Source organism: Aureibaculum marinum, assembly GCF_003813905.1.
GTDB lineage: Bacteria > Bacteroidota > Bacteroidia > Flavobacteriales > Flavobacteriaceae > Aureibaculum > Aureibaculum marinum.
In genome coordinates, this window is the sequence record NZ_RPFJ01000006.1 from 334,147 (window position 1) to 346,219 (window position 12,073).

8 protein-coding genes and 1 tRNA gene are annotated in these 12,073 nt (G+C 29.4%); 4 read left to right on the forward strand and 5 right to left on the reverse strand.

What is annotated here, in order from left to right:
- Window positions 1–23: 23 nt before the first annotated feature.
- The 4 genes from EGM88_RS06105 to EGM88_RS06120 are packed head-to-tail and all read right to left on the reverse strand — an operon-like array spanning window position 24 to window position 5,838.
- On the reverse strand, window positions 24–209 hold the full coding sequence (locus EGM88_RS06105) for a CPXCG motif-containing cysteine-rich protein (protein WP_123897077.1): 186 nt from the start codon (window positions 207–209) through the stop codon (window positions 24–26).
- 1 nt (window position 210) lies between these two features.
- A complete protein-coding gene (locus EGM88_RS06110; RefSeq protein ID WP_123897078.1) occupies window positions 211–1,524 on the reverse strand; it encodes a TolC family protein in 1,314 nt (437 codons plus the stop codon).
- Window positions 1,514–4,705, reverse strand: a complete 3,192-nt coding sequence (locus EGM88_RS06115) for an efflux RND transporter permease subunit (RefSeq protein ID WP_123897079.1) — start codon at window positions 4,703–4,705, stop codon at window positions 1,514–1,516. The genes EGM88_RS06110 and EGM88_RS06115 overlap by 11 nt, the downstream gene beginning before the upstream one ends.
- A 2-nt stretch (window positions 4,706–4,707) precedes the next feature.
- Window positions 4,708–5,838 (reverse strand): efflux RND transporter periplasmic adaptor subunit, encoded by a 1,131-nt coding sequence (locus tag EGM88_RS06120; RefSeq protein ID WP_123897080.1) that lies wholly within the window; start codon window positions 5,836–5,838, stop codon window positions 4,708–4,710.
- A gap of 133 nt (window positions 5,839–5,971) precedes the next feature.
- Between EGM88_RS06120 and bshB1 the strand changes: the two genes are divergently transcribed.
- The 4 genes from bshB1 to EGM88_RS06140 all read left to right on the forward strand — a co-directional run bounded on the left by bshB1 (window position 5,972) and on the right by EGM88_RS06140 (window position 9,098).
- On the forward strand, window positions 5,972–6,688 hold the full coding sequence (bshB1, locus tag EGM88_RS06125) for a bacillithiol biosynthesis deacetylase BshB1 (RefSeq protein WP_123897081.1): 717 nt from the start codon (window positions 5,972–5,974) through the stop codon (window positions 6,686–6,688).
- A gap of 101 nt (window positions 6,689–6,789) precedes the next feature.
- Window positions 6,790–6,865: transfer RNA gene (locus tag EGM88_RS06130), tRNA-His, on the forward strand.
- A gap of 283 nt (window positions 6,866–7,148) precedes the next feature.
- Window positions 7,149–7,844, forward strand: a complete 696-nt coding sequence (locus tag EGM88_RS06135; protein ID WP_123897082.1) for a hypothetical protein — start codon at window positions 7,149–7,151, stop codon at window positions 7,842–7,844.
- A gap of 192 nt (window positions 7,845–8,036) precedes the next feature.
- Window positions 8,037–9,098: a serine hydrolase domain-containing protein gene (locus tag EGM88_RS06140; protein WP_123897083.1), complete on the forward strand. Its 1,062-nt coding sequence runs from the start codon at window positions 8,037–8,039 to the stop codon at window positions 9,096–9,098.
- A gap of 79 nt (window positions 9,099–9,177) precedes the next feature.
- On the opposite strand, the gene uvrA is transcribed toward EGM88_RS06140, so the two are convergent.
- Window positions 9,178–11,955: an excinuclease ABC subunit UvrA gene (gene uvrA / locus EGM88_RS06145; protein WP_123897084.1), complete on the reverse strand. Its 2,778-nt coding sequence runs from the start codon at window positions 11,953–11,955 to the stop codon at window positions 9,178–9,180.
- Between the last annotated feature and the right edge of the window lie 118 nt (window positions 11,956–12,073).

A 12,073-nucleotide genomic window follows, 5' to 3' on the forward strand; every position in this document is an offset into this window, starting at 1 on the left:
ATAGATTAGTCTTACTTATATTTTTATTGTTCAAGGCTAATGGCAGAAAAACTTTCTAAGTTTTGATTATTATCAAAACTCACATTTAATTCAATTGGGCTACAACAAACTTCACAATCTTCAATGTATGTAGTGTTAAGTATAGAAGTATCTAATAACATAGATATTTCTTCCCAACAGTATGGACATTGAAAAAAGTATTCAAGCATATTAATAATCAATATTTAATAAATCTCCACTTAATTGTAAAACTAATAATTCAGCCATTTTTGCATCGTATTTTGCAGAGTTTTTAGCGTTTATAGCATTAATTAAGTTTAATTGAGCTTGTCTAAACTCTATTGAGGTTACTTGTCCCAGTTTAAACTGTTCTTCGGTTCTGTTAAAGTTGTTTGTATTGGTTTGTACGTTTTTTTCTTGTGTTTGTAAAATAAATAATTTGTTTACATAATCGTCGTAAGCATTATTGAAGGTTCTTGTAATATCTAGAATAGTTTCTTCCTTTATTAATTCCTGATTTTCAAGGTTTATTTTAGCATTATTTACCAATGTTTTGGTACTTCCGCCATCAAAAATATTCCAAGAGAGACTTATTCCTGCGGATAAACCATTATTTATAGATGTTGCTAAAAATGAGGCTTCATTATTATTATTTTTATTCCATCCATAAGAGCCACTTAATCCAATAGTGGGTAAATAGCCTGATTTATTCGCTTTTATCTGAAATTCATTTATTGATATATTTTTTTCTACCTGTTGTAAAACAACATTATTGTTTTTTACTTTTTCAAATAAAGATTCCTTGCTGGGGGCTAGGTTAAAATTTACCAGGGTATCTACAGTAAAATTTGGAGCTTCCTCTTTGCCTAAAACAACATATAAATCGCGTTTAGCATTTATTAGTAATTGTTTTGTGTTTAATAAATTAATACTATCATTATTAACATCTACTTCGGCATTTAAAACAGCTAATTTTGTATTTTGCCCATATTCAAATTGGTATTGAACACGTTGTAATCTATCCTTAGAGATTGCAAGATTTTGTTGTAAAAGAGAATAATCTTCTGTTAGTTTAGCAACATTATAATATACAGAGAATAATTGTAATATGGTGTTTTCTATAGTTTGTCTAGCTTGTAATTCAGTTAGGTTATATTGTTCTTTTAAAGTTTTATAATCATAATATCTGCCCATGCCATCAAATAGTAGGTAGTTAAGGCTTATAGAGGTATTATATCGATCACTTTCTGCTCCTGTTAAATTAGTTACTCTACCATCTGAATATGTAGCTTCTGTATCATCTAAACTGTAAGTTGCACCAGCATTTACATCTAAAGTCGGTAAATAACCAGAGTTTAAGATATTTTTATTATTCTCCGCAATTTTTAAGTTGTTTTTGGCTATTTTTATTCCATAATTATTTTCAAGTGCTACAGAAATTGCTTCTTGTTTTGTTAGAAGTTGTTGACCTGAAACGGATAAAGAAATTAAGAATAATATGTTAAATATTGTTTTAATGTTCATCTATTTTCTGTTCTTTTATTGCACGTTCTACTTCTTCTTTGTTTACTTTTTTTCCAGTAAATAACCATTTGCTATTTGTTTTAAAACTATTGGTTATAGACAGTAACAGGGGTAAAATAAATAATGTTAATAGTGTTGCGATTGCAATACCGTAAGCAATAGAAATTGCCATAGGTTTTAAAAACTGAGCTTGTCTACTTTTTTCAAGTAGCAAAGGGGCAATACCGGCTATTGTGGTTAATGAGGTTAAAAATATAGCTCTAAATCTAACCCTTCCTGCCTCAAAAAGAGCTTTATCAAAAGGTATACCTTCTTTTAAAAAAGAGTTAAATTTACCAATAAGAACTAGCCCATCATTTACCATAATACCAATGAGTGCTATGATGCCTAAGGCAGATAAAAAATTTATAGGAAAATCATGAAACCAATGTCCAAAAGCTACAGCTATGGAGCTAAAAGGTATCATAAAAAGAAGTAATAATGGTTGACTATAACTTCTAAAGGTAAATGCAATTACTACGTAAATTAAGAAAATAATTACAGGCACTACTATTCTGGCTGATTTTGTTAGTTTGTTAGCTTCTCTATTTTGTCCTTCGTAGGATGCACTTACAGTAGGATATTTAGAACTAATTTGAGGCATTACATTATCTTTTATATCTTGTAATATTTCTGTAGGACTTCCTTTAGGATCTTTTAAATCTGCATTAACTTGAATTTCTCTTCTTCCATTTAAATGACTAATGCTTTCTTCACCTCTTTTTATGTTGTAGGTTGCAATTTCTCTAAATGGAATTCGTTGACCTGATGGAGTAACAATACGCATTTCATCAAGATTGTTAATAGATTCTCGGTTTGACCGATCATAACGTACCCAAACACGTATCTCATCTTGTCCTCTTTGAAAACGTTGAGCTTGTAATCCAAAAAATCCAGCTCTAACTTGACTCATAACTTCTCTTAAGTTAAGACCTAAAGCATAGGCTGATTCTTTTAATTCTATATTAATTTCTTTTATTCCTTCAGGATCTGAATCTGAAATGTCTGTTAAAAGAGGGTTATTTTCAAAAACCAATCTTAGCTCATCTTTGGCACGTTTTAATTCTTCTGTATTATTACCTAATAAAGAAACTGAAACGGGACTACCTCCAAAATTTCGTCCTGACCCAAAAATTAAACGTTCTACGCCATATACTTCTCCAACTTCATCACGAATAGAATTAGTAATGTCTTGAGAACTAAAATCACGAGCCTCTCCTGGTAATAAATTTATACTTAAACTAGCTTTGTTATTTCCAGGTCCTACGCGTTTTATTATATTTTCTACTACTTGCTTATTTCCTGTTTGTTTTTTTGTGTATTCCTCATTTATTTTCCAAGCAGCAGTTTCAACCATTGTAATAACAGAATCTGTTAATTTAGGATTTGTACCTTCAGGCATTAATAACTCAACACTTACCCGATCACTAGCAACATTGGGAAAAAAGGCACTTCTTACTATACCAGCTTTATAAAAACCTATAGTTAAAATTATTAATGCTACTAAAACAGATAAAGTAATAAAACGTTGTTTTAAAAATAATCGAAGTATTGGACTATAAAGTTTATCTCGACAATAATTCATAAAACGATCTCCATATTCATTAAGTTTTCTTAGTTTTAAAAAAACTTTCGCTATTCCTTTTTTCTTATTTTCTTCTTCTTCAGAAACTTTAATCAAAGCTTTTGAATGGGCAATGTGAGCAGGCAAAATTATTACTGCTTCAATTAGAGAAATTATTAAAGTTAACATAACAATTACTGCAACCTCACTAAAAAATATACCAATTCGCCCTTCTAAAAATAGAAAAGTTGAAAAAGCGAGTACTGTTGTAGTAATGGCAGAGATAATAGCAGGTAGTACTTCCATTGTACCATCTATAGCAGCTTGTACTCTTGATTTTCCTTGTTCGTAATGTTGATAAATATTTTCTGAAATTACAATAGCGTCATCTACTAAAATTCCAATAACGATTATCATCCCAAAAAGAGATAATATGTTAATGGTAACGTTAAAAAGAGGAGCAAAAATAAACATTCCTAAAAATGATATCGGAAGTCCAAAAGCAACCCAAAATGCCATTCTAGTATTCAAGAAAAGAGATAAAAAGAAAAGTACTAAAAGAGTACCAACTACACCATTTTCTAATAATAATTGTGTACGTTGTTTTAGTCGGATAGATGAATCACTTACTACATCTATTTTTATTCCTGTATGTTTTTGATTAAATTCTTCAATATAAGCATTAACCTGTTTTGCCGTTGACATTAGGTCTTCACTGTTTGTATTTGTTATTTCAACATTAATAGCGGCATTTCCATTAAAATAAGTAGCATTTGGAGTTTCAGAGAATCGATCTCTGACGGTTGCTACTTCATGTAATCGAACTACAGTTCCATCTTCTTTAGCTCTAACAGTTAGGTTATTTAATTCATTACCGTAATACGATTTATTACTTGCTCTAATCAAATAGTCTTCAGAGTCCGTTTTAATATTACCTCCAGTAGTAAGAATATTTGCCCGTGACACAGCATTGGCAACCTCTGTAAAGGTTAAGTTGTAAGCTAATAAATCAGTCTCTCTTACAGCGATTTCAATTTCTTCATCAGGATAGCCAGTAATGTTTATTTGAGAAATACCTTCCATGGTTCGCAAATCATTTTCTATTTGTCTGCCAATTTGCTTTAAGGAGGCTAATTCTATATTATCACCACTAATTGCAAAATCTATTGTTTGTCGTATTCTTTCCTGTTTTGCAACTACTAATGGCTCCATACCTGTAGGAAAATTAGAAACCCTATCTACAGCATTTTTAACTTCAGCAAGCATGTCATTGATGTCTTGATTGCTTTCAATTTCTACGGTAATACTACCTCCATTTTCTCTAGAAGTTGATGTTACTCGTTCTACACCAATAAGCCCTTTTAAATTATCTTCAATTTTTAATACAATTCCTTCTTCAATTTCTTCTGGAGCAGCTCCTGGATAAGAAACATTAATTGAGATAATTTCTGCATCTTGAAGAGGAAAAAAGGATGATTTTAATTGAAACATTCCCATTAATCCAAAAATTACAAAGGCTAAAATAATTACATTAACTGCAACATGATATTTTATGAAATAACTTAATACTTTTCTCATAATTATTTAGCAGTTTGTTTCTTCGGTTCTTCGTAACTTTTTACAAGCATTCCGGCATAAGCTCCTGGAATGGATTTGGATAAGATTTTTGTACCATCAGGTACCCCTTTTATTACCACTTCTTTTGGAGAAAAGTAAACTGGTTTTACCTTAATAATATCCAGTATACTGTCTTTAATAATAAATATTTCAGATTCGTCAATTAATAATTTTCTGGAAATTTTAATAGCATTAGGTTCTTCTTTAGCTTCTAGATGAGCTTCAAGAAACATTCCTTCTTTAAGCGATTTTCCTTTTACTTCAACAAAAACTTTTATGGTTTGTGTTGCTTGATCTATTTTTCCATTTATTCGCGTAACTTTTCCGGTGTAGTTTGCATCACCTTCAGGTGTTTGTAGTTGAACATTTTCTCCTATCTGTAATAAATCACTAAATGTTTTTCCAATAGATAGTTCTAATTCATAAGCCGAAGTGTCAATAAATTCACCTAGTTTTTGACTTGGTCTAATTAATGTTCCTTTAGTAACTAATGCTTCTGTAAGTACACCATTAAAAGGTGCATAAATACTATATTTAGATAATCGCTGCTCTAGATTTTTAACATTGTAATAAGCAGTAATAATACCTCTACCAGTAATAAAATAATTTACTTTTTCATTAGAAGACTCTGGTAAAGGTTTAACACTTTTATTTAAATCAAAATTTGATAAATAAGTTTGCCATTTTGGAAAATCACTAGGGTAATCTAATCTTAAATCTGGCATTATAGCTGTAATTGCATTGTATAAATCACTTTTTGCAGATTGTACCGAAGCGTAATATTCACTAGAATTGATGCTAATTAAAGTTTGTCCTTTTTTATAGGGTTGTCCTGCTTTAAAATCGTTAGCACTTCCTTGAAATATGCCTTGAACTTCAGAATATAATTCTAATCTATTTTTAGCAACTAATGTTCCATTAGCAGGAATTGTTATAGGTATAGTTGAATTTTTAACAATTTCACTAAAAACCATTTTAGAAACTTTTTCTACTTTTGGTTTTGGTTTAATGTTATTCTCAACTATAAAATATGATATAATTAAAGCAATTATAACAATTGCGATGCCAATAGCCGAAAGTAAAAATTTTCTCATTTTTTTTGTAAATAATTATAAAGAATAATTCATAATTTCCAAAAATATGTTAAAATACAGGCAGTTACTAATCAAGTTATTTAAAATTTTGTTAAAAAGACTTTAGTATCTTTGTATAATTATTAAAAATAATATGAAATTAGATATTTTAGCTATAGGAGCACATCCAGATGATGTAGAATTAGGTTGCGGAGCAACCTTGGCAAAAGAAATTTCTTTAGGAAAAAAAGTAGGTATTCTAGATTTAACTAGAGGAGAATTGGGGACAAGAGGGTCTGCTGAAATTAGAGATAAAGAGTCTGCAAATGCAGCAAAAATATTAAGTGTACAGGTTCGTGAAAACCTTGCTTTTAGTGATGCTTTTTTTGTTAATGATAAATCTCATCAATTAGAAATTATAAAAATTATTAGAAAATACAAACCAAAAATTGTGCTTTGTAATGCCATTGATGATAGACATATTGATCACGGAAAAGGAAGCAAGTTAGTTAGTGATGCATGTTTTTTGTCAGGTTTACGTAAGATAGAAACTGAATTAAATGGAGAAAATCAAGAAGCGTGGAGACCTATACATGTATATCATTATGTACAATGGAAGAATATTGAACCTGATTTTGTTGTCGATGTAACTGGTTTTATAGATACAAAAGTTGAAGCTATTAAGGCTTATGAATCTCAATTTTATAATCCAGACAGTAAAGAACCAACTTCACCAATTGCTACTAAAAACTTTTTTGAAAGTGTTTCTTATAGAGCTAAGGATTTAGGTAGATTAATTGGAGTTGATTATGCAGAAGGTTTTACAACAGAGCGTTATGTTGCTGTTAATAGTTTAGATGCTTTGATTTAAAATTACTCATTAGAAATTTTTTCATTTTTTATTTGAACAATACTACAAATAGATTATATTTGCATCCGCTTAGCAAGAATGGCTAAGTCTTTAATTTAAATGGTGGTTGTAGCTCAGTTGGTTAGAGCATCGGTTTGTGGTACCGAGGGTCGTGGGTTCGAGCCCCATCTTCCACCCAAGTAAAAGCTTCTTAGAAATAAGAAGCTTTTTTTTATAATAAAGTTTCATTTTTATTAGAATATTTAAAAACACCTGTCGAGTAGCTTTTAATTATAAAAATCAAGCATGAATTCTTTTTATTGTTTTAAATCTACAAAATAAATAAAGATTTTTCATTATAGTTTTACCTAATAAATTGGGCATTAGCTATGGCTAGTTAAAACCATTTATTGACTAAAAAACTTTAATCTTTTATTAAGATAAATTTCAATAAATTTGCAAAACACCCAAAAAATAAATTATGAGAAATTTTTACATTACATTAAGTGCATTTTTAGCCGTTGCTACTTTTTATGCTCAAAATAATACAGATACTGAATTAGATAAAAAAGTTTTAAAACAAGCGTTGATTTATGCTGATTCTGATGTGGCTAAAAAAAGTATGTATGATATTATAGCCAAAGAAGGAGAAAATAGTACATACAAAGATAGTTTAGCTTATCTTTATTTTAACGACAGACGGTTTTCTTCTTGTTTTATGGTTTGTACAGATATATTAAGCAGAGATGGTAGTAAACAAGAAATTTTAGAAATGCAAGCTATTTCTTTAGAGAATATGGGAGCATACGAAAAAGCGGCTCAATCTTATGCGAAGTTAACAGTAAAAACTAAAAATAATTATCATGCCTATAAGTTGGCTAACTTATATTATGCTATTAAAAAATATGATGAGGCTTATAAAGCAATTCAAAAAGCACTAGAGTTAAAAGATACAGGAGAAATAAAAGTGACTTATGCTGTAAATAAGAATTACCAACAACAAGTGGCATTGTTGGCAGCAATTTCAAATTTAAAAGGGTTAATAGAATTTGAGCAAGATAAAATGGATTTAGCCAAAGCTAGTTTTCAAAAAGCTGTTGAGATTCAAGAAGATTTTGTACTAGCTAAAGAGAATTTACAAGCTGTTATAGATGGAAATCAAGTAAAAAAAGAATAAATTATTGTTTTACCTACAATAAATAAAGTTGAATTAGAACTCTAGTTCAACTTTTTTTTTTTGGACTTTATATTAAATGAATCGTTGTTTTATGTTAAATAACCATAAATGAAGGAGTTCATAAAATAATTCTTTTTGCTATTTTAAACCTTTAGTAAAAGTAATAGTCAAAGCGTATAAACTAAAAAATCTATGGATGCGATAAAAACATATCTTTTTTCTTTTTTAGTTGTTTTAGTTGTTTTTTATGGATGTGATGAAAATGATGATGCTTTAATAGATACTGAAGAAACTTTTACTGTTGAACAGTTAACAAATTCGGCATATTATTCTAAGGAAAAAGGAGGCAGTTCCGTTTTAATAATGGAGAAAGGTAATATTATTTACGAAAATTACCATAATGGAGCTGATGAAAATACAGCAACAGATATTCATAGTGCAACTAAACTTTTTTGGATGTCAGTTTGTGCATTAGCAAAACAACAAGGATTATTAAATTATGAAGAGTTTGTTGCCAATACTATTACTGAATGGCAAGATGTTAACTTGCATCCAGGCAAAAATCAAATTAAAATACAGCATTTATTAACATTGTCTTCAGGTCTTTCTCAAGATTTTTTAACTATATCAAATACAAGTAATACCTATCAGTATGTAGTAGATGAATTAAAAATGATAAATACGCCAAATAGTAAATTTTCTTATGGTCCAAGTAATTATTACGTTTTTGGAGTTTTTTTGGAGCGAAAGTTAAAGAGTAGTGGTATTTCAAAAAACCCATTAGAATATCTTGAAACCGAGATTTTTGAAAAAATTGGATTAGAATATGAAAGCTGGAATTATGATCAGGCAGGAAATCCAAATATTCCTAATGGATGTACTATTACTCCAAGAAATTGGGTGAAATATGGACAGTTTTTATTGAATGAAGGAAAATGGAATGGGGTTCAGATAATACAATCAGATTTATTGAAAGAAATGTATATACCCAAAGGTCCTAATCCTGGACACGGAAACTTTGTTTGGTTAAACTTAGTTGACGGATATGGGTTTAATGAAAATGATTCTGCACCTGACGGATCAGCAGGAGGAATGATTTATTATAATGGATATACAGAAATTATTGCAGGTTTAGGTTCTGGAAAAAATAGAATGTATTTAATACCATCGAAAGACATAGTTATACTTAGACAAACACAATTAGAAGATGATACTTTTGAGGATAGTGAATTTTTAGATATTTTATTAGACTAAAAAAATTATTCTTTTAAAGCATGTTTAAAAATCACAGGCGACTATTTGATTTATAAATACTGCTTTTTTAGGTTATCATTTAGTTTAATTTTTCTGCCAAATACTTACCTGTATAAGATTCTTTAACTTTTATCAAGTCTTCAGGTATTCCTTGAAATAATAAATTACCTCCATTTTTTCCACCATCTTTACCGAGATCAATGATATAATCAGCACATTTAATTAAATCTATATTATGTTCAATAACTATAATAGTATGTCCTTTTTCAATCAGAGCATTAAAAGATGCTAATAGTTTTTTTATATCGTGAAAATGCAATCCGGTAGTGGGTTCATCAAAAATAAATAATACTTTATCTTTTGTGTCTCCTTTTACCAAAAAAGAGGCAAGTTTTATACGCTGGGCTTCACCTCCTGATAGGGTAGAAGAGGCTTGTCCTAGCTGAACATAACCAAGGCCTACGTCCTGTAATGGTTTTAATTTTGTTACAATTTTTTTTTGTTTATGAAGATTGAAAAACGCAGTAGCTTCGTCAATGGTCATTTCTAAAACATCAGAAATTGATTTATTTTCAAATTGAACTTCTAAAATTTCTTTTTTAAAGCGTTTTCCTTTACAGACTTCACATGGTAAATGAACATCAGCCATAAATTGCATTCCAATGGTTACTTCACCTTCACCTTTACAAGTATCACATCTTCCACCATCTACATTAAATGAAAAATGTTTGGCTTTATAATTTCTTAATTTAGACAATTTTTGTTGCGTAAATAAAGCCCGGATATCATCATATACTTTTATATATGTAGCAGGATTTGATCTACTAGATCTACCTATAGGATTTTGGTCGATAAATTCTACACTTTTTATAGATGAGAAATTTCCATCAATAGTTGTAAATTGTCCAGGCTTCTCTCCGTAATTAAATAAACTTTTTTGTAAAGCTGGATAGAGAATATTTTTCACTAAAGTACTTTTACCACTTCCAGATACCCCTGTAATCATTGTTAATGTGTTAAGTGGAAACTGAATATCAATATTTTTTAAATTATGCTCTCTTGCACCTATAATGTTAATAAAATTAGAGGCTTTTCTTCTTTTTTCTGGAACGTCTATTTTTAAAGTTCCTTTTAGGTAGTTGGCCGTTAAAGTATCTGTTTTTAAAATATCGTTATAGCTACCATAAGCTACTACTTCTCCTCCAAAGGTTCCGGCTTCTGGACCAATATCAATAATGTAGTCAGCAGCTTTCATAATATCTTCATCATGTTCTACCACAATTACGGTATTGCCTAAATCTCGTAATCCTTTTAAAACTTTAATTAAACGTTCGGTATCTTTTGAATGTAAGCCAATGCTTGGCTCATCTAAAATGTACATTGACCCCACAAGACTACTCCCTAAAGAGGTTGCTAAATTTATTCGTTGACTTTCACCACCTGATAGCGTGTTTGAAGCACGATTTAAACTTAAATAATTTAATCCAACATCTGATAAAAATTGAAGTCTGTTATTAATTTCTTTCAATAATCTTTTGGCTATATTATAATCGTGATCTGAAAGTTTTAAATTTTGAAAAAAGCTCAATACTTCGTCAATTGGAAGGTCAATTAAATCAGTAATAGAGGTATTATTTATTTTTATATAAGATGTTTCTTTTCGTAACCTCTTACCATTACAATCCTTACATTTGGTTTTTCCACGATAACGTGAAAGCATAACACGGTACTGAATTTTATAAGTTTTCTCTTCTATATGTTTAAAAAATGTATTGAGACCATGAAAATATTTATTGCCATCCCAAAGCAATTGCTTTTGTTTATCAGTTAGTTGAAAATAAGGTTTATGAATTGGAAAATCAAATTTATAAGCATTATCTATCAAAGCTTCTTTATATTCTAAAAAAGATTCAGTTCTCCATGGTACAATTGCATCATCATAAATAGACAAAGATGTATTTGGAATTACTAAATCATTGTCAATTCCAATAACATTTCCATATCCTTCACAAGTTGGGCAGGCTCCATAAGGATTATTAAAACTAAATAAATGAGTGTTAGGTTCTAAAAAAGAAAGTCCATCAAGTTCAAATTTATTATTAAATATATGTTCTTTTTGAGTTGATAAATCTTCAATTATACATTCACCTTTACCTTCAAAAAAAGCCGTTTCTATAGCATCGGCTAATCGATTGTAAAAGTCTTCATCATTTTTTACTACAATTCTATCTACAACTAATTTGAAGTTATCTTGGTCACCTGGCGTAAAATCACTAATTCGAACAACTTCATTATTAATTTTTATTCTAGAATAGCCTTGTTGTTCTAAAATTTGTAAAACTTTTTTTAATGTTCTATTTTTATCTATATAAATAGGAGATAGCAACAAGAGCTTACTTCCTTCATCATATGTCTTAATATAATCAATTACATCAGAAACTGTATTTTTTTTTACTTTATTACCTGAGATGGGAGAATAGGTTTTGCCAATTCTGGCAAACAAAAGTTTTAAATAATCATAAATTTCTGTAGAAGTACCAACTGTAGAACGTGGATTGGTACTATTAACTTTTTGTTCAATAGCAATTGCAGGGGCAATACCTTTTATATATTCTACTTTTGGTTTATTCAATTTTCCTAAAAATTGTCTAGCGTAAGAGGATAAACTCTCTACATAACGGCGTTGGCCTTCTGCATATAAGGTGTCAAAGGCTAAACTAGATTTTCCTGAGCCAGATAACCCTGTAATTACTACTAATTTATTTCTAGGAATAGCTACGTTTACATCTTTTAAATTGTGTAAAGCAGCTTTTTTTATAATTATTTGTTCTTTTGGATTTAAATTGTCTATCTTCACGGAAGCCTTTTAAAATATGAAATAGCGACAAATATAGTGACTTATTTTTGAAAAAAATTAGGGTGTTGAATAAAATATTTTTGAAAAAAATTTGTTTTATTAAAAAGTTTGTCATTAT

Coding starts and splice junctions, on each gene's coding strand:
- EGM88_RS06105 (WP_123897077.1), bottom strand. CDS start 209: ATGCTTGAATACTTTTTTCAATGTCCATACTGTTGGGAAGAAATATCT.
- EGM88_RS06110 (WP_123897078.1), bottom strand. CDS start 1,524: ATGAACATTAAAACAATATTTAACATATTATTCTTAATTTCTTTATCC.
- EGM88_RS06115 (WP_123897079.1), bottom strand. CDS start 4,705: ATGAGAAAAGTATTAAGTTATTTCATAAAATATCATGTTGCAGTTAAT.
- EGM88_RS06120 (WP_123897080.1), bottom strand. CDS start 5,838: ATGAGAAAATTTTTACTTTCGGCTATTGGCATCGCAATTGTTATAATT.
- bshB1 (WP_123897081.1), top strand. CDS start 5,972: ATGAAATTAGATATTTTAGCTATAGGAGCACATCCAGATGATGTAGAA.
- EGM88_RS06135 (WP_123897082.1), top strand. CDS start 7,149: ATGAGAAATTTTTACATTACATTAAGTGCATTTTTAGCCGTTGCTACT.
- EGM88_RS06140 (WP_123897083.1), top strand. CDS start 8,037: ATGGATGCGATAAAAACATATCTTTTTTCTTTTTTAGTTGTTTTAGTT.